This window comes from Zobellella sp. DQSA1 (genome assembly GCF_041950555.1).
Taxonomy (GTDB): domain Bacteria; phylum Pseudomonadota; class Gammaproteobacteria; order Enterobacterales; family Aeromonadaceae; genus Oceanimonas.
On the sequence record NZ_CP169531.1, the window covers coordinates 560,001 to 584,312 of the forward strand.

The following is a 24,312-nucleotide window of genomic DNA, read 5'->3' on the forward strand; positions in this document are numbered from 1 at the left end:
CTGCTTCCAGGAAAAGCCTCTAAGCTTCAGATGTGTGTGAACCGTACCCCAAACCGACACAGGTGGTCGGGTAGAGAATACCAAGGCGCTTGAGAGAACTCGGGTGAAGGAACTAGGCAAAATAGTACCGTAACTTCGGGAGAAGGTACGCTGGAGCGGGTGAAGTCCTTCGCGGATGGAGCCTGAGCCAGTCGCAGTGACCAGGTGGCTGGGACTGTTTATCAAAAACACAGCACTGTGCAAACTCGCAAGAGGACGTATACGGTGTGACACCTGCCCGGTGCCGGAAGGTTAATTGATGGGGTTAGCCGCAAGGTGAAGCTCTTGATCGAAGCCCCGGTAAACGGCGGCCGTAACTATAACGGTCCTAAGGTAGCGAAATTCCTTGTCGGGTAAGTTCCGACCTGCACGAATGGTGTAACCATGGCCACGCTGTCTCCACCCGAGACTCAGTGAAATTGAATTCGCCGTGAAGATGCGGTGTACCCGCGGCTAGACGGAAAGACCCCGTGAACCTTTACTACAGCTTGGCACTGAACATTGACCCTACATGTGTAGGATAGGTGGGAGGCTGTGAAGCGGTGACGCCAGTTGCCGTGGAGCCGACCTTGAAATACCACCCTTGTATGTTTGATGTTCTAACGTTGCCCCCTTATCGGGGGTGCGGACAGTGCCTGGTGGGTAGTTTGACTGGGGCGGTCTCCTCCCAAAGAGTAACGGAGGAGCACGAAGGTTGGCTAAGTACGGTCGGACATCGTACGGTTAGTGCAATGGCATAAGCCAGCTTAACTGCGAGACGGACAGGTCGAGCAGGTGCGAAAGCAGGTCATAGTGATCCGGTGGTTCTGAATGGAAGGGCCATCGCTCAACGGATAAAAGGTACTCCGGGGATAACAGGCTGATACCGCCCAAGAGTTCATATCGACGGCGGTGTTTGGCACCTCGATGTCGGCTCATCACATCCTGGGGCTGAAGTCGGTCCCAAGGGTATGGCTGTTCGCCATTTAAAGTGGTACGCGAGCTGGGTTCAGAACGTCGTGAGACAGTTCGGTCCCTATCTGCCGTGGGCGTTGGATGATTGAGGGGGGTTGCTCCTAGTACGAGAGGACCGGAGTGAACGAACCGCTGGTGTTCGGGTTGTCATGCCAATGGCACTGCCCGGTAGCTAAGTTCGGAATCGATAACCGCTGAAAGCATCTAAGCGGGAAGCGAGCCCCGAGATGAGTCATCCCAGAGGTCTAGAACCTCCTAAAGGGCCGTTTGAGACTAAGACGTAGATAGGCAGGGTGTGTAAGCGCGGTGACGTGTTGAGCTAACCTGTACTAATGACCCGTGCGGCTTAACCATACAACACCCAAGAAGTGTGAGGCCTTGCAGGTCGAGAACGAATTCATCAGGCAGAGAATTGCTCCTGCATTTTCTGCATTGCCGCCATGCCTGGCGGTGAGCTTTTCCGGATTAAAGTTTATGCCTGGCGGCGATAGCGTTGTGGTCCCACCTGACTCCATGCCGAACTCAGAAGTGAAACGCACCCGCGCCGATGATAGTGTGGCAGCTGCCATGTGAAAGTAGGTCACTGCCAGGCACCCAATTAAAACCCCGACACCCTGGTGTCGGGGTTTTTTCGTTTTATGATTCTCTGACTTCCTTCAGTACCTGGTGTGGCGTCAGGGCAAGCGCTGTTCTGCGCCAGGCAGTTTGCTTCTGCTTTTCCCCTCGACCTTTATCCTGTCCCATCCGGGGCTTGATGGCCCTTCCCCCATAAATATTTATTTCATTACTGTACACAATGTTGATGTGCTATGTTTTGTTGATGATGGTGCATAAGCTACGGTTCTTGTGTTCATTGACTATTTTTATGGGTACGACAAAGATCACATTGTGTTTATTTTTGTGTACAAACTCATCACATAAATGTAACGCATGTGTTTTTTTTGCGGTATTATCTCTTTAGCTCCTCACTTAGCCCAGGCTTTGCAGGGGAGTATGGAGGGGAGTGCCAACCGTCTTTACAGGATGTTGGCCAATAAAACAGCAGTCTGTTTATGTCTGCACATTGGCAACGATTAACAAAGGGATCTGTTATGACCCAGGATGTAAAAACAGCACAAAGCAAGAACCACGACCTGCTTTATTCGCTGCACGATAAACCGGGCTTCTGGCCTTCCTCTTTCGCCGCTTTACAGCATGTGCTGGCCAGTCTGGTGGGAGTCATAACCCCGACTCTTATTGTGGGCGGAGTGCTCGGCTTGGGCGAGCATGTTCCCTACCTCATCAGTATGGCGTTGATGGTGTCCGGTGTGGGTACCTTTATCCAGTGCCGGCGTATCGGCCCTGTCGGGGCCGGCATGCTGTGTCTGCAGGGCACCAGCTTCGCCTTTCTCACCGCCGTGCTGTCGGCAGGCATGATCGTCAAGAGTCGCGGTGGGTCACCGGAAGATATTCTGGCGACCATTTTCGGGGTCAGTTTCTGCGCCGCCTTTATCGAAATTTTTCTGAGCCGCTTTGTCCACAAGTTGCAGAAGGTGATCACCCCGGTGGTGACCGGCACCATCATCATCCTGATCGGTATCCCCCTGATCAAGGTGGCCATGACCGATATCGGTGGCGGCTTCGGAGCCCAAAACTTCGGTGCCCTGGATAACCTGATGCTGGCCGGCATCGTACTGGTGACGGTGATACTGCTAAATCGCTCCCAAAACCCTATGATCCGCCTGGCCGCCGTGGTGATTGGCCTTGTTCTGGGTATGGTTGCCGCCTTCTTTATGGGACGCCTGGATTTCTCCCACCTGAGCAGCCTACCGGTCATTTCGGTACCGGTTCCCTTCAAGTTCGGCTTCCAGTTTGATCTGGCCGCCTTTATTCCCCTGGCGATTCTGTTCTGTGTCAGTGCTATGGAAACCACCGGTGACCTGACTGCCAACTCCACCATTTCCAGGGAGCCGGTCAAGGGGCCCGTCTACATCAACCGTATTCGTGGCGGTGTGCTGGGCGATGGCGTCAATTCCATGATCGCCGCCGTCTTCAACAGCATGCCGTCCACCACCTTTAGCCAGAACAACGGCGTTATTGCCCTGACCGGGGTAGCCAGCCGCTTCGTAGGTATCTACATCGCTGCCATCCTCTTTATCATGGGTCTCTTCCCCATCATCGGTGGTGTGCTGCAGCAGATGCCGAAACCGGTGCTGGGCGGGGCCACCCTGATCATGTTCGGCACCGTGGCCGTCGCCGGGATCCGGGTACTCTCTCAGGCCAACCTGGACCGCCGCAACATGATGATCATTGCTATCTCTGTCGGTATGGGTATCGGCGTGTCTACTGTGCCGGACGTGCTGCAGGAGCTGCCGAAGACGGTCTCTAATATCCTGAGTTCGCCGGTTGCCATGGGTGCCATCACCGCCATCCTGCTGAGTCTGATACTACCTGAACAGAAAGGAGTAGAAGAGGAGTCGATTACAGAAGCGGAAGAGGCTGATGTCGAGGCGGCCAAAAAAAAATTAGGTGAAGTCAGTTAAGGCTCACTGTCGTATTGTCGCCTGAACGGGCGCAATCCCCTGGCGTACCTTCCCGGATTGTACGTCAGGGGTTTCTACATCCGGGGGATGCCAACTTTCATTTGCTAACGGAGTCGAAAGTCTGATGCAAAACCCCAAAACACTCTGGATAAAACAACCTCTCGCCACTCTCGATCCTGCCTGTGCCGGCGGCCTGGTGGTAGAAGGAAGCAACATTATCGAGCTGCTGGCCCTGGGGCAGTTACCCTCGAGGCCTGTGGATGAGGTGTTTGATGCCGGCCGGCATGTGCTGTTGCCCGGCCTGGTGAATGCCCACCACCACTTTTATCAGACCCTGACCCGAGCCCATCCCGTGGCGCTCAACAAGGCGCTGTTCTCCTGGTTGACCTCTTTGTACCCGGTCTGGGCCCGGTTGCAGCCGGAGATGGTGGCGGTGTCCACCCAGATAGCCCTGGCCGAGCTGTTGCTGTCGGGTTGTACTACCGCCAGCGATCATCATTATCTTTTCCCCCAGGGGTTGGAGGAGGCCATCGATCTGCAACTGGAGCAGGCCCGGCGGCTGGGAGTCAGGGTGCACCTGACCCGGGGCTCGATGAGCCTGGGCAGGGACCAGGGCGGCTTGCCGCCCCAGTCGACGGTACAGTCGGAAGAGATCATTCTGGCCGACAGCGAACGCCTGATCCGGCGTTATCACGATCCGGCCGACGGCGCCATGAGCCGGGTGGCCCTGGCACCCTGTTCGCCGTTTTCGGTCAGCACCGAGCTGATGAAGGCCTCCGCCGTACTGGCGGAGCAGCATGATGTTCAACTGCATACCCACCTGGCAGAAACCCACGACGAGACCGAATTCTGCCTGAATATGTTCGGGATGCGGCCGGTGGACTATCTGGAGTCGGTGGGCTGGCTCAGCGGCCGGGTATGGCTGGCCCACGGCATTCATTTCAATGAAGAGGAGATTCTCCGCCTGGGCCGGGCGGGCGTGGGCATCGCCCATTGTCCTTCCTCCAATATGCTGCTCGCTTCAGGTATCTGTCCCACTCTGGAGTTGGAGGCTGCCGGTTGTCCCGTCGGCATTGGCGTTGACGGCTCCGCCTCCAACGACGGTTCCAATATGATCATGGAGGTACGTCAGGCGCTGCTGCTGCAGCGGCTGCGTTATGGCGCCAGGCGCATTACCCATCAGCAGGTGCTGGACTGGGCGACCCGCGGTTCGGCGGCCTGTCTGGGGCGGCACGATATCGGTGAGATCGCCGTCGGCAAGCAGGCGGATCTGGCCCTGTTCACCCTGGACGATATCCAGTTCGCTGGTGCCGGAGATCCCCTGGCCGCCCTGGTACTCTGCGGCGCCCGGCGGGCGGACAAGGTCATGGTGGCGGGCCGCTGGCGGGTGATTGATGGTGCCATATGCGGCCTCGATATCGAGGCTCTCAAGGCACGACAACGGGAACTGTCGGTGTTGCTGCGTTAACCATTAGGGGCGCCGTCGGCGCCTCTTTTCTGTGATTCGACCTGCAATTCTTTTCCCCATCTGGTATAAACGGCCTCATCTAACGGAGGACGATGTCACCATGCAATGGGATCTCAAAGGCTGGGCTGCGCTGCACGCCCTGGCGCTGTTGTTGTTTTTTTCCTGGTTTTTCGGCTATTGGCAGGGGCTGGACGAAGGGGTGTTCTGGTTGTTCAACGGCTGGCTGGTGACGGTGCCCGGCTGGGCAGAGTTCGTCGCCTTCGTCAACCAGCGCTGGATCGACGGCGCCGTGGCCCTGCTGATGGCCCTGTTCGTGTTCCACCACGCCTGGAGGGTGTCCGGCCGGAAGCGGGCCAGGATCTGCTGCCTGCTGCTGATCATGGCCGGCTGTTTTTCCATCCAGGCGGCGGCGGGCAAAGCCGTTCCCATAGAGCGCCCCAGCCCCACCCTGGTATACGAGCAGGCGGAGCGGGTCAGCCAGCTGGTGCCCCATATCAAGGCCAAGGACGCCTCCGGTGACTCCTTCCCCAGCGATCACGGCATCGGCTTCGCCACCTTCCTGCTGTTTGCCGTCTACCAGTTTCCGCGCCGCTATCTCTATGTGGTGGTGCCCCTGGTGCTGGCCCTGGCCATGCCGAGGGTCATGTCGGGGGCGCATTGGTTTACCGATTTCCTCTGCGGTTCGGTGCCCCTGGCCCTGATCACCGGTGCCTGGCTGTTCCATACCCCCTTGGCCAACAGGGTCATCGAGCTGGCCACCGGCCTGCTCGAGGGGCTGCTGCGGCGCCTGCGCCTGATTGGCTAGGGCTCAGGAGGGCAGGGTAACCCGTTCGCTGCAGGGCAGGATATCGTAGTCGATCATCACCTCCTGGCCCTGCAGGTGCCGGCGCAGCATGTCCAGTGCCACGAACGCCAGCAGGCGACGGCGGGACAGGGGATCGCGGAAGTGCAGTTTCAGGGTCTGCACCTGGCAGGCCTGCTCGGTGAGCAGGGCCACCGGCACGCCATCGGGACCTTCCGCTCCTATGGCCAGAGCCAGGGGGCGGGCGCTGCGCCGCAGCCAGAGACCCAGGTCCTCGGCGCTGTCCGGCAGGCCGCTCAGATAATGCCCCTCGAACTCGGTCGTGATGGTGCTGATGGTATCCGTCAGCCGGCCGCCGCTGGCCTCCTCGAACAGGGTCAGCGCCTGCTTGTACAGCAGGGGACCCAGGCTGGCGGTGAAATTCAATTCATCCCGGGCTACCAGATGGGCGCCCACTTCTTCCAGTAACTGGGCCTCTGCCGCGGCGGTGGCGGCCGAATCATCCCGCTCGATAATCAGCTTGAGCTCTATGGTTGGCAGGCTGGCCCGGTAGCCCAGGGTGATGCCGGGCGGCCAGGACATGTGGTCGAGTCGGTCGCTCAGACCCGACTCCGACAGCCCGAACAGGAAGAAGCGGCGCACCTGACTGCTGCCTTTCTGGCCAAAACGGTGGCGCAGCCGCGGCAGTATTTCATCCTCTACCATTTTCTTCAGTTCGGAGGGAACGCCCGGGGTAAAGATAAAGGTGGCCCTGTTGAGCTTGATTGCGAAGCCGCAGGCGGTGCCGACCGGATTGTCCACCAGCTCGGCGCCCCGGGGCAGCATGGCCTGCTTGATATTGCTCTGGGGCATGATCCTGTTGCGGCTAGCGTACTTTTGCGCCATCACCGCCAGCCAATGTTCGTTCGGCTCCAGGGGGACGCGGGCCGCCGCCGCCATGGCTTCGGCACTGATGTCGTCCGAGGTCGGTCCCAGGCCACCGTTGACGATTACCAGGTCCGCATGATGGCTGCGCTGTTCAAACAGCTCGACCAGATCCGCCTTGTCGTCGCCGAGGGTAAAACGGCGGCGTACCTGCCAGCCCTGCTCCAGCAGGCGCTGGGACAGCCAGGCCGCATTGGTATCCACAATCAGTCCGGTCAGCACTTCATCACCGGTACTTACCAGCTCAATCACAGGTTCCATATCGTTTTTCCTCGAGATGCGTTACCGGGATTCTAACGTAACTTCCGCTCCCGGCCCACGCCGGGGATGACAAGCACCGCCGCTTTGTTGTAGATTTCTAGATGTCTAGACTTTCTTACCGATACTGTGCATGGAGTAAGCAAATGCCCATCAGAATTCCGGATCGCCTGCCTGCGGCCGATGTCCTGTCTCAGGAAAATATCTTTGTGATGACGGAAACCCGGGCGGTCAACCAGGATATCCGCCCGATGCGGGTGCTGCTGCTCAACCTGATGCCGAAGAAAATTGAAACCGAAAACCAGCTGCTGCGGATGCTGTCCAACTCGCCGCTGCAGATAGGGGTGGATCTGCTGCGCATCGACGACAGGCCTTCCAAGAACACCCCGCAGTCTCACCTGGAGCATTTTTACTACGATTTCGAACAGGTGAAGGACGAATTCTACGACGGCCTGATCATCACCGGCGCCCCCCTGGGCCTGACCGATTTTTGCGATGTGGTCTACTGGGACAAGATAGAGCAGGTGGTCGAGTGGGCCAAGAGCCATGTGACCTCGACCCTGTTCCTGTGCTGGGCGGCCCAGGCCGGGCTGAAAATCCTGTACGGGCTGGATAAACAGACCCGTCTGGAAAAATTGTCCGGCGTCTATGAGCACCGGAACCTGGCCCAGTTCGAGCCGCTGGTGAGGGGGTTCGATGATGTCTTTCTGGCGCCCCATTCCCGTTATGCCGATTTTCCGCTGGAGCTGGTTCGGCAACACACGGATTTGAAGATCCTGGCCGGCTCGGAGCAGGTTGGGGTCTATTTGGCGGTCAGTCCGGATCGACGGCAAGTGTTCGTAACCGGCCACCCGGAATACGACGCGGACACCCTGCACCAGGAATACATGCGGGATCTGGCCGCCGGGATGGAGCCACGGATGCCGGAAAACTATTATCCCGGCAATAATCCGGATCAGGCCCCTCGGGCAAGCTGGCGTAGCCACGGTCACCTGCTGTTTTCAAACTGGCTGAACTACCATGTCTACCAGTTGACCCCCTACGACCTGCGTACCCTCAGCGCGGCCGGCGACACCCTGACCAAGGACTGGGAAGAATAAGGAGCGATAGCTCCTTTTCTTAGTCTTACCCCTTACTCGATGGGGAAACCCGCCCTCTCCGCTTCGTTGGCCCTTTTGATCAGCGAGGTGATGGTCATGCCTTGCACCAGTATGGAGAAAATCACGCTGGCGTAGGTCATCATCAGGATCAGATCCCGCAACTCCACCTGACCGCCGCTGCCCAGCTTGACCCCGGCGGGAATGGACAAGGCCATGGCCAGCGACAGGCCGCCGCGCAGCCCACCCCAGGTGAGGATGCGTACCGAATACTTGTTATAGGATCTGAAGCAACGAAACACCATGTAAGGGGCCGATACGCTGATAAAGCGTCCGGCAATGACCAGCGGGATGCTGAGCAGCATCAGCAGCCAGGCCTGCCAGTGGAAGCCGACCAGCAGCATGGCCAGACCGATCAGCAGGAATACCAGGGCGTTGAGGAACTCATCCAGCAGGTGCCAGAAGTGATCGAGGAAGTGTTTGCTCTGCTCGGAGAAACCGGTGTGGCGGGTCCAGTTACCGATCATGATGCCGGCCACCACCATAGCCAGGGCGCCGGAGACCCCCAGCACATTGGCCATGGCAAAACCGGCGGTGGGAATACAGAGGGTCATCAGCAGCTCCATGGAGCCGTCATCGGTGGCGCTGATCATCACATGGGACATCAGCCCCAGCAGGGCGCCGAAGATGATGCCGCCGATAGCCTCGTGGGCAAACAGGGCCATGACCGAACCGAAGGTGGTTTCATTGCCGCTGAAGGCCACCGCGAAGATGGTCAGGAACACCACCAGGCCGATGCCGTCGTTGAACAGGGTTTCGCCTTCCACCTGAATGGCAATCTGCTCCGGGGCGCCGAGCTTCTTGACGATGGCCAGTACCGCGATGGGATCGGTAGGAGAGATCAGGGCGCCAAATAGCAGGCAGTACACGAAAGGCAGGGGGATGGCGACCACATAGGACAGCAGCCACAGGCCGGAGCCGATAATCACGGTGGACAACGCCGTCCCGACGGTGGCCAGGATGGTGATTTCCCACTTTTGTTTTTTCAGCGCGGGCAAGTTGATTCCCAGGCCGCCGGCAAACAGCAGAAAACCCAATATGCCTTGCAGCAGGAACTCGCCGAAATCCACGGTTTTGATCACTTCCACCGCGTGTTGCTGCAATTCCGGCCAGGTGGTTTTGCCCAGGAGCAGCATCAGGATGGAGATGGCCAGGGCCCCGGAGGTAATGGCAATGGTGGTCTGGATTTTCATGATGTATTGGTTGACGAAGGCAATGGTGATCGCCATGGCCGCCAAAAAACACAGAGTGTAATAGACGCTCATAAAGGCACTTCCGACAGTGATTGTATTTTTGCAAGCTGGAGTAGGTTGGCCGGTCTTCGCCGGTTGGGCATAGTTTGCCTAACCGCGGCCATTTTCCCTAGTGAAAACTGTGGTTAAATGACCTCTTTTCAGGAAGTTTTGACGGGCCTTTATCGACCAGCCTTGTAGATGGCTGGATTTCTAATGGACCGTTTTATGGTAGCATGGATGCCGCTTACAGGAATCAGTCGTAACAGGAGTCAAAAGTGTCTATATCCCCGGTCTTTTCCCAGCTTGAACAGGCACTCGCCGAACGTATTCTGATCATCGACGGCGGCATGGGCACCATGATCCAATCCTACCGACTGGATGAAGAGGCCTACCGGGGGGAGCGCTTCGCCGATTGGCCCTCGGATCTCAAGGGGAACAACGATTTGCTGGTGCTGACCCAGCCCGAAATCATTGCCAGGATCCACAGCGACTATTTCGCCGCCGGTGCCGACATCATCGAGACCAATACCTTCAACGCCACCACCATCGCCATGGCCGACTACCAGATGGAGTCCCTGGCGTCGGAAATCAACCTGGAAGCGGCCCGGCTGGCACGCCGGGTGGCCGATGAATGGACGGCCAGGGAACCCCACAAGCCACGCTTCGTGGCCGGGGTACTGGGCCCGACCAACAGAACCGCCTCCATCTCGCCGGACGTGAACGACGCCGGCAAGCGTAACGTCACCTTCGATCAGCTGGTCGAAGCCTATACCGAGGCCGCCCAGGCGTTGATCGAGGGTGGCGCCGACCTGCTGATGATCGAAACTATTTTCGATACCCTCAATGCCAAGGCGGCGGTGTTTGCCCTCGAAACCCTGTTCGACAAGCTGGACCTGCGCCTGCCGGTGATGATCTCCGGTACCATTACCGATGCGTCCGGCCGGACCCTGTCGGGCCAGACCACGGAAGCCTTCTATCATTCCCTGCGTCATGCCAAACCCATTTCTTTCGGCCTCAACTGTGCCTTGGGCCCGGATGAGCTGCGCCAGTATGTGGCCGAGCTGTCCCGGATCAGTGAAACCCATGTGTCGGCCCACCCCAATGCCGGTTTGCCCAACGCCTTCGGGGAGTACGATCTGGACGCCAGGGAGATGGCCGGCCATATCCGCGAGTGGGCCGAGAGCGGCTTCCTCAACCTGGTAGGCGGCTGTTGCGGCTCTACGCCTGAGCATATCCGCGCCATGGCCGAGGCGGTAGCCGGCATCAAGCCGCGGGTACTGCCCGAACTGCCGGTGGCCTGCCGGCTGGCCGGCCTGGAGCCGGTGCTGATCACCCCCGAGAGCATGTTCGTCAACGTCGGCGAGCGCACCAACGTCACCGGCTCCGCCATGTTCAAGCGGCTGATCAAGGAAGAGCAGTACGACAAGGCGCTGGAAGTAGCCCTGCAGCAGGTGGAGAACGGCGCCCAGGTGATCGATATCAACATGGACGAGGGCATGCTCGACGCCGAGGCCTGCATGACCCGCTTCCTCAACCTGATCGCCGGCGAACCGGACATCGCCCGGGTGCCGATCATGATCGACTCCTCCAAGTGGGAAGTAATCGAGGCCGGCCTCAAGTGCATTCAGGGCAAGGGCATAGTCAACTCCATCTCCATGAAGGAAGGGGAAGAGAAGTTTATCGAGCAGGCCCGGCTGGTGCGCCGCTACGGCGCCGCCGTGATCGTGATGGCCTTCGACGAGGTGGGCCAGGCCGATACCCGGGCGCGTAAGTTCGAGATCTGCCAGCGGGCCTACCGGGTGCTGGTGGACCAGGTCGGCTTCCCGCCGGAAGACATTATCTTCGACCCTAACATCTTTGCCGTGGCCACCGGTATCGATGAGCACAACAACTACGCGGTGGACTTTATCGAGGCGGTGAAGGACATCAAGGACCACCTGCCCCACGCGATGATCTCCGGCGGCGTGTCCAACGTGTCGTTTTCGTTCCGGGGGAACGACGCGGTGCGCGAGGCCATTCATGCGGTGTTCCTCTATCACGCCATCAAGAACGGCATGGACATGGGCATCGTCAACGCCGGTCAGCTGGCGATCTACGAGGACATCGAGCCCGAACTCAAGGCCAAAGTGGAAGCGGTGGTGCTCAACACCCATGACGGCGGCACCGAGGAGCTGCTGGAGATCGCCGAGCGCTACCGGGGCAGCGGTGGCCAACAGACGGACGCTCGGGATCTGGAGTGGCGCAGCTGGCCGGTGAACAAACGGCTGGAGCATGCCCTGGTCAAGGGCCTGACCGACTTTATCGAGGACGATACCGAGGAGGCGAGAGCCCAGGCGTCCAGGCCGCTGGAGGTGATCGAGGGGCCGCTGATGGACGGCATGAATGTGGTCGGTGACCTGTTTGGCGAGGGCAAGATGTTCCTGCCCCAGGTGGTCAAGTCGGCGCGGGTGATGAAGCGGGCGGTGGCCTACCTCAATCCCTTCATCGAGGCGGGCAAGGAAGCGGGCCAGACCAACGGCAAGGTGGTGATGGCCACGGTCAAGGGAGATGTGCACGACATCGGCAAAAACATCGTCGGGGTGGTGTTGCAGTGCAACAACTTCGAGGTGGTCGATCTCGGCGTCATGGTATCCTGCGAGCAGATCCTGAAGACTGCCCGGGAAACCAACGCCGACATGATCGGCCTGTCCGGCTTGATCACCCCGTCGCTGGATGAAATGGTGCACGTGGCCAAGGAGATGCAACGCCAGGGCTTCAAGATCCCGCTGCTGATCGGTGGCGCCACCACCTCCAAGGCCCATACCGCGGTCAAGATAGAGCAGAATTACGACGAGCCGGTGGTCTATGTGGCCAACGCCTCCCGTGCCGTGGGCGTGGTACAGACCCTGCTGAGCGCGGAAAACAAGCCGGCCTTTGTGGAACGGCTGAACAAGGAGTACGAGGTGGTACGGGATCAGCATGCCCGCAAGCGTCCTCGTACCCGGCCCGTGCCCCTGGCCGAGGCCCGGGCCAACCGGATGGTCATCGATTGGCAGGCCTACACTCCGCCGGTACCGGCCAAGCCGGGCATTCACGAATTCCACGATGTGCCGATTTCGGTGTTGCGCGAATATATCGACTGGACGCCGTTTTTCCTTACCTGGTCGCTGGCGGGCAAGTACCCCCGTATCCTGGAAGACGAGATCGTGGGCGAAGAGGCCAAACGGCTGTTTGCCGATGCCAATGTCCTGCTCGACCAATTGGCGGCCGACGGCGAGCTGCGCTGTTCCGGGGTGATGGGACTGTTCCCGGCCAACAGCGTGGACGACGACGTGGAAGTCTATACCGACGAGTCCCGCAGTCGGGTGTTGCATACCCTGCGCTTCCTGCGTCAGCAAACAGAGAAAAAGGATGGCTTTCCCAATTATTGCCTGGCGGACTTCGTGGCGCCCAAGGGCACCAGGCCCGACTATGTCGGTGCCTTCGCGGTAACCGGCGGCATCGGCGAGGATGACATCATCCGCCGTTACAAGGAGGCCCATGACGACTACAACGCCATCATGGCCAGTGCGGTGGCCGACCGGCTGGCGGAGGCCTTCGCCGAATACATGCACCTGCTGGTGCGGCGGGAATACTGGGGCTATGCCCCGGACGAAGCGCTCAGTAACGACGAACTGATCCGTGAGAAGTATCGTGGTATTCGCCCGGCTCCTGGCTATCCGGCCTGCCCGGAGCACACCGAGAAGGGGACCCTGTGGCAGTTGCTGGACGTGGAATCACGCATCGGCATGAAGCTGACCGAGTCTTTCGCCATGTGGCCAGGGGCGGCGGTGTCCGGCTGGTATTTTTCCTACCCCGATACCCGCTACTTTGCGGTGGCGCAGATCCAGGAGGATCAACTGCTGGATTATGCTGCCCGCAAGGGCATGAGCCGGAGCGATGCGGAAAAGTGGCTGGCGCCCAACCTGAGCGAGTAAACACCGAAAAGGCGCCGGGGGCGCCTTGCTGCTAAATATTGTACCGGACCGACTCCCCGTGGAGGATACCGGCGTGTATGCTGTAATTAATGAAGCCGCCAGTACGGTGAGGGTGCTTTCGGATGGGCGGTTGCGGGAAAGGCTGGACAGAATTCGGGCGATAACGTAGCTTCTGCCGGCTTTGTTTAATCTCTGGGAGGAGCCTTCCATGTTTGCTGTAAAAAACGCCGGAAAAACGGGATTTTTATTCCTGGCTGTTTTGCTGATGTACTCCCTGTTCAACCAGGTGCAGGCCAATCCGCGATACGCCTCTATCGTGCTGGACGCGGACAGTGGTGAGGTGCTGCATGCCTCGAATGCCGACGCCACCCGCTATCCTGCCTCGCTCACCAAGATGATGACGCTCTATATGTTGTTCGAGGCGATGGACAAGGGCTTGATGACCCTGGATACCGCCATGCCGGTGTCGGCCCATGCCGCTTCCATGCCGCAAACCAATATTTCATTGAAGGCGGGGGATCGGCTGAAAGTGCGGGATGCGATTCCGGCGTTGATCGTCCGCTCCGCCAACGACGTGGCGGCGGTGGTGGCCGAAGCCCTGGGCGGCACCGAGAGCGGCTTTGGCCGCATGATGACGGAAAAGGCGAAGGCGATGAAGATGACCGCCACGACCTTCCGTAATGCCTCCGGCCTGCCCAATGCCGCCCAGACCAGTACCGCCCGGGATCTGGCGATACTGTCGGTGCGGTTGATGAAGGATTTTCCCCAGCATTACCATTATTTCTCTACCCAGTCCTTCACCTACAAGGGGCGTACCTACAACAGCCATAACCGCATGGTACGCAACTATCCGGGAGTCGATGGCATGAAGACTGGCTATATCCGGGCTTCTGGCTTCAATGTGGCCACCTCCGCCGCCAAGGGCGAGCGGCGACTGATCGGGGTGGTCATGGGCGGCCAGACGGCGCAGTCCAGGGATGCGCATATGGCATCTCTGCTGGATCGCGGTTTCGAGCGGGCGACCCAGCTTGCCAGGGTGTCACCCGAGGCGGTCAAACCGGCCGGCAAGCTGGTGGTCAGTACCGATACCGTACGCCAGGTAGCCAGACAGGAGCCGGTGACCCGGGCTCCGGCGGTATTGCAGCGTACTTCCCAGACCTTTCCGGCCCAGCAGGTCATGATCACCGGCGAGTTGGGCTGGGCGGTGCAGATTGGTTCTTTCCGGGTGCCGGAGCAGGCGAGGGATCGGGCTTCCGATGCGGCACAGCGGCTGGATGATATCGATTTGGCCCAGATAACGGTGAGCGAGGTGGAAATCAGCAATCGCAAGCTGTTCCGCGCCCGGCTGGTGGGACTGCAGGAAAATCAGGCGAAAAACGCCTGCCAGCGCCTGTCCCGCCAGGGCATGGACTGCCTGGTAGTCAAACTGACCGGTAGCTGAACCAAGGGGGGCTGCCGCCGGGGAGCTGGCGGCAGGGATGCTCGGGGCAAAGCCAGGGCTCTGTTCCTTGACCGACAAACAAAGAAAAAGGGGGTGACATCATGTCACCCCCTTTTTGGGTCGTCTTAGCGGTTTAGTCCCTAAACCAAATTGCTCCCTGCAATCCCTGACTTCACCTTGATCCTTAAGGTCATCCTCTTCCCGATCCGTCGGTGTGTCCATCTGGTCATCCTGACCGCGTATCGTCCTGACTCGCGTGACCATCTCCATCCTGGGAGGTGTCCGTTACCGCATCCAGCGGGGTTCCCTTTGCCTTTCCTGGCGGCCCGTCATCCTGACCGGCTCCCTCGCTCCTTGCGGGAGAGATAATAGCCCAAGTGCCGCCTAGCTCAAGTCGGGTAAATTTGCCCGCAACTGAACGTTATCCGGGTGTTTATTTCAAGGTATTGATATATATGATTAAATTTATCATTGGCGGTGAAGTTCTCGCATGGAAAACGTTTTCTCTGTCGCTATCTTGAGATATCTCTTACAAAGGGATGGGCTTATCTCCCCGTTTTCTTCCGGCCGGCTTCGTGCTGCAACAGCCAGGCCTTGCGTTCCAGGCCACCGCCGTAGCCGACCAGCTTGCCGTTGGCACCGATCACCCGATGGCAGGGGATGATGATGGAAACGGGATTGCGGCCATTGGCCAGGCCCACGGCCCGCACCGCCCTGGGGTTGCCGATACTCTCGGCAATGTCTTTGTAACTGCGATGCTCACCGTAGGGAATCGCTTTCAGGGCCTGCCAGACCTGCAGTTGAAAGAGGGTGCCGCGGGGAGCGAGCGGCAACTCGAAATGCTTCAGGGTGCCTGTGAAGTAGGCGGCAAGTTGTTCGCAGGCGGCCTGCAGCAGCGGGCCGGCCGGCGGGCGGGGGGCGAGTTCGTCGTCCCGGAAGTCCACCTCGACGATGGCGTCGTCACTGGCGGCGATATAGAGGGTGCCCAGCGGGCTTGGCAGGGTGCAGTACATAAGGGCTCCGGCTTGATAAAGGAATACTCCGATTGTATCCCTATTTTGGCCCGGAAGGGCTACAGGCTGGTCAGGTGCCAGGCATCGAAGGCGGGCTCTTCGTAGGGATGGGCGGCACGCAGGGCGGCGACGGCGGCCCTGATCAGATGATCTTCACACACCAGCTCGACCCTGACCTCGGCCACCTTTTCCAGCGCGCCGGCCTGACCGATAAAGGGACTGGCGCCGGCCAGGGGACGGAACTGGCCCTGGCCCCGGGTTTCGAAGCAGCACTGGTCGTAGTCGCCGATTTTGCCGGCGCCGGTGGCGAACACCGCCGCCTTGACCGGCTCGAGGTGGGACTCGGGCACGAAGAAGACCAGTTTGTACATCATTGCTCCCTGGCAGGGTTCTTTCCTGCGCCAGTTTGTTGACAAAGTTGTTTGTCCCGACCGAAGAGGCTGGCCACAGGGCCAACTCCGCCAACAGGCTTCAGGCACCTCCCTGTGACGGTAGGCGGAGCCGTTCCCCTTGCCCGCCAGTCTAGGAGTGGGCGTTGCGGGTGTAAGCCAGTATGAAGGTTTGCCAGCAGCCAGCAATCAGGCTTTTTTCAGGAATCTGGCCACCAGCACGATCTGCACTCCATTGACCTTGCCTTCGATATGCTCCGGATTGCTGGTCAGGCTGATGTTCTTGACCAGGGTGCCGCGCTTGGCGGTGAAGCCCGCGCCCTTGACGTCAAGATCCTTGATCAGGGTGACTGAATCACCGGCCTGCAGGCGGCTGCCGTTGCTGTCGAAGGTGGGAGCGCTGTCGTCGTCTTCGGCAGCCAGGCCGGCTTCGGCCCATTGCTGTATTTCCGGCTCCAGGTAGAGCATGTCCAGCAGGTCCCGGGCCCAGACTTCGCTGGAGAGCCGTTTGAGGGTGCGCCATGCCAGTACCTGCACCGCCGGCACCGGGCTCCACATGCTGTCGTTGAGGCAACGCCAGTGGTTGTGATCCTGGGGATGGTCCAGCTCGGCCTGGCAGTGGGCGCAGAGCAGGGCGCAGTGCTCGGCACTGTCGGCGGCTCTGGGAGCCACAGGGTGCAGGCTGAGAGCATCGCTGGCGCCGCACAGTTCACAACGGCCGCTGCTGCGTTCCTGCAGTTGTTGTTCTATGGTCATGATTCGGACTCTTGTCGCTACGTAAAAGTGGCACAGATCCTAGCATAAAACCGGGCTCGGGTTGTGGTTATGTATCGGATGGCTGACAATGGGGGTCTCGTATGAGTTTTCTTACCACGCAAGCAGGTCCGAACAAGATGACAGCCCTTCTGATCCTGGAATCCGGCTCCGAACCCTGTGCCCGCCTGCTCGGTGCCTGGACCCTGCCCCATTACACGCAACTGGCCCGGCGGCTGCCTCCGACAACGCCCGTGGCGCGGCTGGATGCCGCCGGTCTCACCGAGCTGGACACCGCCGGCGCCGCCCTGCTGGTGCGCTGGCTGGGAGCGGAGCGACTCGGGCAACTGATTCCCGAAGCCCGCGGGCTGTCGGACGAGCGTCGAGCCCTGCTGCTGGCGGTGGCCGAGGCCATGGCGGGTCGGGAGCCGCCACCGATACCGGTGCGGCGCTGGAGCGACGACCTGGCCCGGCTGGGCAGCCTGATGGCCGGCGGCTGGCGGCAGTGGCTGCAACTGCTCGGTTTTATGGGACTGACGCTGTTGACCCTGGCGGCCCTGCTGCCGAAGCCGGGTCGCTGGCGGTGGACCGCCCTGGCGGCCCAGGCGCAGCAATGCGGCCTCAATGCGGTGCCTATCGTCGCTCTGCTGACCTTTCTGGTGGGTGCCGTGGTGGCCTTTCTCGGCGCCACCGTGCTGGCCAACTTCGGGGCGACCATCTACACCGTGGATCTGGTGGCCTATTCTTTCCTGCGCGAGTTCGGGGTGCTGCTTACCGCCATCTTGCTGGCCGGCCGTACCGCCAGCGCCTTTACCGCCCAGCTCGGCGCCATGAAGGTCAACGAGGAGCTGGACGCCCTGCGTGCCCAGGGACTGGATCCGGTGGAGCTGCTGGTGCTGCCGCGGCTGCTGGCGCTGCTGATCACCCTGCCGTTGCTGACGTTCATCGCCATGTTGTCGGGCATGACGGGAGGAGCCGCGGTGGCGCTGCTGTCGCTCGACATCTCCCTGGCCCAGTACCTGGCCATAGTGCAGGAAGTGCCGGTACGGCACCTGCTGGTGGGACTGGGCAAGGCGCCCCTGTTCGCCCTGCTGATCGCCTTGATCGGCTGCCTGGAAGGCTTCAAGGTCGGTGGCAGCGCCCAGTCGGTAGGCGAACACACGACTTCCAGCGTGGTGCAGTCTATCTTCGTGGTGATACTGCTGGACGCCATCGCTGCCCTCTTCCTGATGGAGATGGGCTGGTGACTCGGGAAGTGGTGATCCGCATCCGCGGCCTGGGCAACCGCTTCGGCAGCCAGGTGGTGCATGAAAACCTGGATCTGGACGTCTACCGGGGGGAGATTCTGGGGGTGGTGGGTGGCTCCGGCTCCGGCAAGTCGGTGCTGCTGCGCTCCATCGTCGGCCTGCGCCGGCCCAGCGGGGGTGAAGTGAGGCTGCTGGGGCAGGATTTGCTCGCCCTGCCGGAGCGGGAAAGGGCGCGGCTGGAGCGGCGCATGGGGGTGTTGTTCCAGAACGGTGCCTTGTTCTCTTCCCTGACGGTGACCGAGAATATCGCCCTGTCGTTGGTCGAGCATGTCGGCCTGTCCCGGGGAGAGGCCGAGTATCTGGCCTCGGTCAAGCTGGCCCTGGCCGGATTGCCGGCCGGGACGGGAGAGCGTTACCCGACGGAGCTGTCCGGCGGCATGGTTAAGCGGGCGGCCCTGGCCCGGGCGCTGGCGCTGGACCCGGACATCCTGTTCCTGGACGAACCCACCGCCGGTCTGGACCCCATAGCGGCGGCGGCCTTCGACCGCTTGCTGCTGACTCTGAGGGACGCCCTCGGGTTGACGGTGTTCCTGGTCACCCACGATCTCGACACCCTCTACAGCAGCTGCGATCGGGTGGCGGTGCTGTCCCGCAGGAAGGTGCTGGTGGCCGATCGTCTGGAGGTGGTGGCCGCCACCGAGGACGACTGGATCCGCGATTATTTTCACGGTCCGCGCGGGCGTGCCGCCCGGGCCGCGCAACAGAAGGAGTAACCATGGAAACCCGCGCTCATCATGTGTTGATCGGGGCTTTTACCCTGGTGGTCGCCACGGCCATGCTGCTGTTCGCGCTCTGGCTGGTCAAGTCCGGCAGCGAGCGTGATTCGCGCCGCTACGACATCCTGTTCCGGGAGCCGGTATCCGGCCTGTCGGTGGGCAGTGCCGTGCAGTACAGCGGTATTCGGGTGGGGGAGGTGGAAAGCCTGACCCTGGATCGGGAGGACCCGCGCCAGGTCTGGGCCCGGGTACGCATCGCCGATGATGCCCCGGTAAAGACCGACACCCGCGCCCGGCTGGCCCTGGCGAACATCACCGGTGCCGCGAACATCGAATTGAGCCAGGGCTCGCCGGAAAGCCCGCTGCTGGCGCAGGATGACAGTATTCCGGTGATCGTCGCCGAGCCCTCGCCCCTGGCCCAGCTGCGGCTCAACAGCGAAGAGCTGCTGCTCGGTATCACCACCCTGGTGGACAACGCCAACCGTATGCTGTCGGAAGACAATGCCCGTCATTTCGGCCAGGTACTGGCCAACCTGGACGCCACCACCACTACGCTGGCGGCCCAGCAGGACAGCCTCGCCGCCGGCCTGCAGAGCCTGGCCGGGGCCGGCGACCAGTTGCAACGGCTGCTGGCCCGGCTCGACGCCCAGGTTGGTCGCCACGGCGAGCCGATGCTGGCCAATGCCGCCTCCGCCATGGCCAACCTGGAACAGCTGAGCCGCCGCCTGGATGCCCTGCTGGCCGACAACAGACCGGCCCTGGACGGTGGCCTGCGGGGCCTGGCCGAGCTGGGACCGGCAATCCAGGAACTGCGCAGCACCCTGACCATCCTGGGTGATATTGCCCGCCGGCTGGAACAAGATCCTGCCGGCTACCTGCTTGGCCGCGACGAAATCAAGGAGTTTAAGCCATGATCCGTGTCCTGCTTTTCCTGTCCCTGTCCACCCTGCTGGGGGCCTGCAGCGTGTTGCCCGAGCCCACTCCCGTGGCCCTGTACCGGCTGCCCCCGTCCGGCCAGGCCGCCACCGGGGCCGGGCCGCGGTTGACGGAGCTGCGGCTGGCCCGGCCCGTCGTCACCGATGCCCTGGGTAGCAACCGCCTGCTGGTGCTGGCGGCGGACCACAGTTACCAGGCTTATCCCCGGGCCCGCTGGGCTGCACCCGTGCCGCTGTTGTGGCGGGACTGGCTGCTGGATGCCTTCTGGCGAGACGGTCGGGTGAGCCGGCTCAGCAGCGACGGCGACAACCTTCAGGCCGGGCTGGAGTTGGGCGGGGTGTTGCGGGCGCTGAATGTAGAGGTCCGGGGTGGCAGCCTGGTGGCGGTGATCCGTTATGACGCCCGGCTGGTGGATGCCGGCAGCCGGCAGATCCTGGCGAGCCGGCGTTTCGAGGCCGAGGAGCCGATGGCCGGAACCGCGGAGGAGGAGGCGGTGGCAGCCCTCGGTCGGGCGGCGGAGCGGCTGTCCCGTGCCCTGTTGGACTGGACCCTGGCCGAGGCCGGATAACCGGTGAGCTAGGGCGCGGCCAATTGAGCGAGGGCCTGCCGGGCCTGGGTCTGGAAGGGGCCTTCCAGCTCGGCGGCCCGGGCGAGGGCCTCGGCGGCTTCCCGCGGGTGGTCGAGGGCGGACCAGAGCAGGCCCAGGTTGAGCCAGGCGGCGGCCAGCTGCGGATCCTGCTGCGTCGCCCGTCGGAAGGCCGCAACGGCGGCGTCATTGCTCCCGCTGTCATGATGGGCGTTGCCCAGGGCGAACCAGCCCGGGGCATAGTCGGGCCAGCGGGCGACCAGCGCCTGCCAGCTCGGCAAGGCGGCCTCGGCTCCGGCCACCGGCTCGAAGGCGGCGATGCTCTCCGCCGCCTGGGCCGGCCCCAGGGTCGCCGGCAGTGTGCCGGGGGGCAGGGCCACCATGGCCCAGCGGCCGCTGCGGGCCCAGGTGGCGTCGAACCGGCCCATGGCAATGGGCTGCCGGGCCTGCTCGCCGCTGTGGTGGATTAGCAGTTGCCGGTCCCTGTCGTAGCCGGTGACCACGGCGTAATGCCACAGGGGCCAGGCGGGCAGGGACAGGTTTTGCAGCACTACCACCGGATGGCCGGCGGCCAGCTCGCCGAGCAGGTTGTCTAAGCCGCCCGGGAGAGGGTAGCCGATCCGGCCGTGTCGCCGCACCGTAGCCAGCATCTCCGGTTGTACGCTCCCCTCGCGCCCGGGCAGGAATACCTGGGGGATCAGTTCGTCGACCCCGACCGGTACTCCGCTGGCGTTCAGTACCATGGCGAGGGAGGCCGGGCCGCACTGGAAATCGCGCTGGCCGTGGAAGGGGACACCGCCGACGTGGGCGCTGGCCGGCAGACGGTGGCTGGCCTCGGGGGAGAGCACCGGGGTGCCGGCACAACCGCTCAGCAGCAACAGCAGAACGCCCGCGAGACGGGCGTTCCAACGGTTCAGGGGAGTTTTCATCAGCGGGTGAAGGGGAAGACCTTGGTCAGCCCCAGCAGATCGGTGACCAGCAGTATGATGAAGACGGTGAGCAGGGCGCCGATCACGGCGTTGGCACCGGCCGGCATGTTGTCCAGCTGCTCCGCCATCTGCCGGACTTCCTGATCGGACAGGGCGGCGACCCGGGCTGCCACTTCGGCCGGCTCGACACCCAGCCCGACCAGTTGGTCGCGGACTTCGGTGCGGGCCAGCAGTTCCTGGATCCGTTCGCGGTCGGCGTTCACCTGCTCGGTGGCCAGCAACTGCTGGGTGGAGACCAGGGCGACCGGTTGCGCCTGGAGCGCCAGCGGCATGCTGCCCATGACCAGCGACAGGATCAGGACAGGGTTAATGATTCGGCAAATTCGTTGCATCATGGGTGTTCTCCTTGAAGGTAGTGATGAGAGCAGTGGCGTGTCCGGGCGGAATGACAGTCCGGGTTCGGTTCCATGCCGTCTCTTGATCAGTAGTATAGTCGTAGTGGACGAGTCGGATTCTGATGAATACAGCCGGGAAAGCAAGAGGCGGGGAGCCGGCGTTGGAGGCCGTCCTGTTTCCCGGACCGTACCGGCCGCGGTCTGGGCTCTCTGCCGGCCTGTGGTCGTGTTTTTTCAACCCGGTGCCACTGCGACAGCAATGGACCGAAGGACGCCGTTAAGGAGGAAGCATCGGTGAGCATCAAGCGGCCTGAAGGGGCAAGCGAGCAGGATAAGCCGGGCGGTTGCCCGATACCGGGCACGTCGGCGCCGCTCCGGCTGGCCGGGCTGGTGGTCGGGGAGCTGGCGCCGGTGTCCCTGTCGGTGGAGGCCGGGGAAATTCTCTGCCTGTCCGGGCCCTCGGGCTCGGGCAAGAGCCGCCTGCTCAGGGCCATCGCCGATCTGGATGCGCACGGCGGTGAAGTCTGGCTGGGGGAGCAGTCCCAGGCTGGGGTTAGGGGGCATTGCTGGCGCGGCTGGGTGATGCTGGTACCGGCCGACAGCCAGTGGTGGGACGAACGGGTGGGGGAGCACCTGGCACAGGATCTGGGCGGGCAGGGTGCGGCGCTGGGTTTCGAGGAACCGGTGGCGGACTGGCAGGTCAGCCGGTTGTCGTCTGGCGAAAAACAGCGACTGGCGTTGTTGCGGGCCTGGTCCCGGCAACCCCGGGCGCTGCTGCTCGACGAACCCACCGCCAACCTGGATCCCGGCCTGACCGAGAAAACGGAAGCCTGGATCCGGGCTTGGGCCCGGCGGGCCGGTTTGCCGGTGATCTGGATCAGCCATGATCCGGCCCAGATAGCCCGGGTGGCGGATCGCCACTACCGGATTCGGGGCAGCGTGCTGGAGAGAGTTGATGGGAGTCATTGAACTGAACTGGTGGCAACTGGCCCTGGCCGCGCTGATGGTAGTGGCGTTGGCCGCCTGCACTCTGGTCGGCCGGCTGGGGGTGGCCCGCAGCCTGCTGGTAGCGGCCCTGCGTACCGTGCTACAGCTGGCCTTGATCGGCCTGGTGCTGGAGGCCCTGTTCGCTACTTCGGCGCTGCACTGGGTACTGCTGATGGCCACCGCCATGCTGCTGATCGCCGGGCGCGAGGTCATGGCCCGGCAGAAGCGACGGCTGACCGGCGGCTGGACCCTCGGCGTCGGCACCCTGGCCATGTTCGTGTCTTCCTTCACGGTGACGGTGCTGTCCCTGACCCTGATCATCGGGCCGGAGCCCTGGTATACCCCCCAGTACGCCATCCCCCTGCTGGGCATGATGCTCGGTAACACCATGACCGGGGTGGCACTCAGCCTGGATCGACTGACCGACGGTGTCTGGCGCCAGCGGGCCCTGATCGAGGGACGGCTGATGCTGGGCCAGCGCTGGCAGGACGCGGTGGGGGAGCTACGGCGGGACGCCATGCGTGGCGGCCTTATCCCTACCATCAACGGCATGGCGGCGGCCGGCGTGGTCAGCCTGCCGGGCATGATGACCGGCCAGATCCTGGCGGGCAGTCCGCCGGCGGTGGCGGTGAAATACCAGATACTGGTGATGTTCGCCATCACCACCGCCACCGGCTTCGGCACCCTGGTGGCGGTGGCCCTGGCCAGCCGCCGGCTGTTCGACGAACGGGAGCGACTGCGCCTGGACCGGCTGGCGCCGCCCGGGGGGATCTGATGAAGGCGCTGCCGCTGTTGCTCTGTACTCTGTTCGGGTTGACCGGAACGGCCCTGTCCACACCGGTCGAACGGCTGGAGGTCGAGGTGCTGGCGGTGCTGCCCCACGCCCCCGATGCCTTTACCCAGGGGTTGCTGGTGCACCAGGGACGTTTTTACGAGAGTTCCGGCCGTTACGGCCGCTCCAGCCTGCGGGAGCTGGAGCCGGCCAGTGGTGAGGAGCTGCGCCGGGTGGATCTCGCCGACAGTCTGTTCGGCGAAGGCCTGGCCCTGGTCGAGGATTGGTTGATCCAGCTGACCTGGCGCGAGGGCGTCGCGCTGGTTTATCGGCTGGATGATTTTGCCCTGATCGGGGTGCACCAGTACGGTGGCGAAGGCTGGGGCCTCTGCTACGATGGCGAGGCCCTGTGGATGAGTGACGGCTCCGCCGCTTTGCAACGCCGGGACGCGGTGGATTTCTCCCTGCTGGAACGGGTGGAGGTGACCCTGGACGGCGAGCCGCAATATCGGCTCAACGAACTGGCCTGCGTGGGAGAGCATGTTTACGCCAATGTTTGGCATGATCACCGCATACTGCGCATCCACAAGGCGAGCGGCCGGGTCGACGCGGTGATCGACGCCGCCGCCCTGTTGCCCCTGAGCCGCCGGCCTGCAGAGCGGGAGGCGGTGCTGAACGGCATCGCCCACGATCCTGCACAAGGGGTGTTCTACCTGACCGGCAAGCTCTGGCCCCGACTGTTCAAGGTGCGTTTCGTGCCCGAGGCGGAATAA

20 protein-coding genes and 2 rRNA genes (1 of these 22 cut by a window edge) are annotated in these 24,312 nt (G+C 62.1%); 15 read left to right on the forward strand and 7 right to left on the reverse strand.

What is annotated here, in order from left to right; translation table 11 throughout:
- The 5 genes from ACEVBK_RS02720 to ACEVBK_RS02740 all read left to right on the forward strand — a co-directional run.
- Positions 1-1,347: ribosomal RNA gene (locus ACEVBK_RS02720) — 23S ribosomal RNA — on the forward strand; it begins 1,543 nt to the left of the window's first position.
- A 123-nt stretch (positions 1,348-1,470) separates the two neighbouring features.
- Positions 1,471-1,585, forward strand: a 5S ribosomal RNA gene (gene rrf, locus ACEVBK_RS02725).
- A gap of 499 nt (positions 1,586-2,084) precedes the next feature.
- The gene (locus tag ACEVBK_RS02730; protein WP_375057078.1) at positions 2,085-3,515 is read left to right on the forward strand and encodes a uracil-xanthine permease family protein; all 1,431 of its coding nucleotides are present in this window, start codon (positions 2,085-2,087) and stop codon (positions 3,513-3,515) included.
- Between the two features lie 124 nt (positions 3,516-3,639).
- Entirely contained in the window at positions 3,640-4,983 is a 1,344-nt protein-coding gene (locus ACEVBK_RS02735) for an 8-oxoguanine deaminase (protein ID WP_375057079.1), read from the forward strand.
- A 100-nt stretch (positions 4,984-5,083) separates the two neighbouring features.
- On the forward strand, positions 5,084-5,788 hold the full coding sequence (locus ACEVBK_RS02740; RefSeq protein ID WP_375057080.1) for a phosphatase PAP2 family protein: 705 nt from the start codon (positions 5,084-5,086) through the stop codon (positions 5,786-5,788).
- A 3-nt stretch (positions 5,789-5,791) separates the two neighbouring features.
- Here ACEVBK_RS02740 and ACEVBK_RS02745 read toward each other — a convergent pair whose 3' ends face one another.
- On the reverse strand, positions 5,792-6,970 hold the full coding sequence (locus ACEVBK_RS02745; RefSeq protein WP_375057081.1) for a CinA family nicotinamide mononucleotide deamidase-related protein: 1,179 nt from the start codon (positions 6,968-6,970) through the stop codon (positions 5,792-5,794).
- Positions 6,971-7,113: 143 nt separating this feature from the next.
- On the opposite strand from ACEVBK_RS02745, the gene metA reads away from it, so the two are divergent.
- Entirely contained in the window at positions 7,114-8,067 is a 954-nt protein-coding gene (gene metA, locus ACEVBK_RS02750; protein ID WP_375057082.1) for a homoserine O-succinyltransferase, read from the forward strand.
- Positions 8,068-8,099: 32 nt separating this feature from the next.
- Here the strand turns inward: metA and ACEVBK_RS02755 are convergent, their stop codons facing one another.
- The gene (locus tag ACEVBK_RS02755) at positions 8,100-9,389 is read right to left on the reverse strand and encodes a cation:proton antiporter (protein ID WP_375057083.1); all 1,290 of its coding nucleotides are present in this window, start codon (positions 9,387-9,389) and stop codon (positions 8,100-8,102) included.
- Between the two features lie 245 nt (positions 9,390-9,634).
- On the opposite strand from ACEVBK_RS02755, the gene metH reads away from it, so the two are divergent.
- Both metH and ACEVBK_RS02765 read left to right on the forward strand, forming a co-directional pair.
- Positions 9,635-13,315, forward strand: coding sequence for a methionine synthase (gene metH, locus ACEVBK_RS02760; RefSeq protein ID WP_375057084.1), 3,681 nt, complete (start codon positions 9,635-9,637; stop codon positions 13,313-13,315).
- 208 nt (positions 13,316-13,523) lie between these two features.
- Positions 13,524-14,756 carry a D-alanyl-D-alanine carboxypeptidase gene (locus ACEVBK_RS02765; protein ID WP_375057085.1) on the forward strand — a complete coding sequence of 411 codons (1,233 nt, stop codon included), beginning with the start codon at positions 13,524-13,526 and terminating at the stop codon, positions 14,754-14,756.
- Positions 14,757-15,301: 545 nt separating this feature from the next.
- Here ACEVBK_RS02765 and ACEVBK_RS02770 read toward each other — a convergent pair.
- The 3 genes from ACEVBK_RS02770 to ACEVBK_RS02780 all read right to left on the reverse strand — a co-directional run bounded on the left by ACEVBK_RS02770 (position 15,302) and on the right by ACEVBK_RS02780 (position 16,914).
- Entirely contained in the window at positions 15,302-15,769 is a 468-nt protein-coding gene (locus tag ACEVBK_RS02770) for a methylated-DNA--[protein]-cysteine S-methyltransferase (RefSeq protein ID WP_375057086.1), read from the reverse strand.
- Positions 15,770-15,828: 59 nt separating this feature from the next.
- A complete protein-coding gene (locus tag ACEVBK_RS02775; RefSeq protein ID WP_375057087.1) occupies positions 15,829-16,143 on the reverse strand; it encodes an NGG1p interacting factor NIF3 in 315 nt (104 codons plus the stop codon).
- Between the two features lie 204 nt (positions 16,144-16,347).
- Positions 16,348-16,914 carry a PhnA domain-containing protein gene (locus ACEVBK_RS02780; RefSeq protein WP_375057088.1) on the reverse strand — a complete coding sequence of 189 codons (567 nt, stop codon included), beginning with the start codon at positions 16,912-16,914 and terminating at the stop codon, positions 16,348-16,350.
- Positions 16,915-17,051: 137 nt separating this feature from the next.
- Between ACEVBK_RS02780 and ACEVBK_RS02785 the strand changes: the two genes are divergently transcribed.
- The 4 genes from ACEVBK_RS02785 to ACEVBK_RS02800 are packed head-to-tail and all read left to right on the forward strand — an operon-like array spanning position 17,052 to position 20,438.
- Complete coding sequence (locus tag ACEVBK_RS02785; RefSeq protein WP_375057089.1) at positions 17,052-18,158, forward strand: MlaE family ABC transporter permease; 1,107 nt, start codon at positions 17,052-17,054, stop codon at positions 18,156-18,158.
- Positions 18,155-18,931: an ABC transporter ATP-binding protein gene (locus ACEVBK_RS02790; protein WP_375057090.1), complete on the forward strand. Its 777-nt coding sequence runs from the start codon at positions 18,155-18,157 to the stop codon at positions 18,929-18,931. Before ACEVBK_RS02785 ends, ACEVBK_RS02790 begins: the two co-directional genes overlap by 4 nt.
- Positions 18,932-18,933: 2 nt before the next feature.
- On the forward strand, positions 18,934-19,848 hold the full coding sequence (locus ACEVBK_RS02795) for an MlaD family protein (RefSeq protein ID WP_375057091.1): 915 nt from the start codon (positions 18,934-18,936) through the stop codon (positions 19,846-19,848).
- Entirely contained in the window at positions 19,845-20,438 is a 594-nt protein-coding gene (locus tag ACEVBK_RS02800; protein ID WP_375057092.1) for an ABC-type transport auxiliary lipoprotein family protein, read from the forward strand. Before ACEVBK_RS02795 ends, ACEVBK_RS02800 begins: the two co-directional genes overlap by 4 nt.
- Before the next feature lie 8 nt (positions 20,439-20,446).
- Here ACEVBK_RS02800 and ACEVBK_RS02805 read toward each other — a convergent pair whose 3' ends face one another.
- Positions 20,447-21,385, reverse strand: a complete 939-nt coding sequence (locus ACEVBK_RS02805; RefSeq protein ID WP_375057093.1) for a PA2778 family cysteine peptidase — start codon at positions 21,383-21,385, stop codon at positions 20,447-20,449.
- The gene (locus ACEVBK_RS02810) at positions 21,385-21,780 is read right to left on the reverse strand and encodes a PA2779 family protein (protein ID WP_375057094.1); all 396 of its coding nucleotides are present in this window, start codon (positions 21,778-21,780) and stop codon (positions 21,385-21,387) included. Before ACEVBK_RS02810 ends, ACEVBK_RS02805 begins: the two co-directional genes overlap by 1 nt.
- 294 nt (positions 21,781-22,074) lie before the next feature.
- On the opposite strand from ACEVBK_RS02810, the gene ACEVBK_RS02815 reads away from it, so the two are divergent.
- The 3 genes from ACEVBK_RS02815 to ACEVBK_RS02825 are packed head-to-tail and all read left to right on the forward strand — an operon-like array spanning position 22,075 to position 24,312.
- Entirely contained in the window at positions 22,075-22,749 is a 675-nt protein-coding gene (locus tag ACEVBK_RS02815; protein ID WP_375057095.1) for an ATP-binding cassette domain-containing protein, read from the forward strand.
- A complete protein-coding gene (gene fetB / locus ACEVBK_RS02820; RefSeq protein WP_375057096.1) occupies positions 22,736-23,542 on the forward strand; it encodes an iron export ABC transporter permease subunit FetB in 807 nt (268 codons plus the stop codon). The genes ACEVBK_RS02815 and fetB overlap by 14 nt, the downstream gene beginning before the upstream one ends.
- Complete coding sequence (locus ACEVBK_RS02825; protein ID WP_375057097.1) at positions 23,542-24,312, forward strand: glutaminyl-peptide cyclotransferase; 771 nt, start codon at positions 23,542-23,544, stop codon at positions 24,310-24,312. The genes fetB and ACEVBK_RS02825 overlap by 1 nt, the downstream gene beginning before the upstream one ends.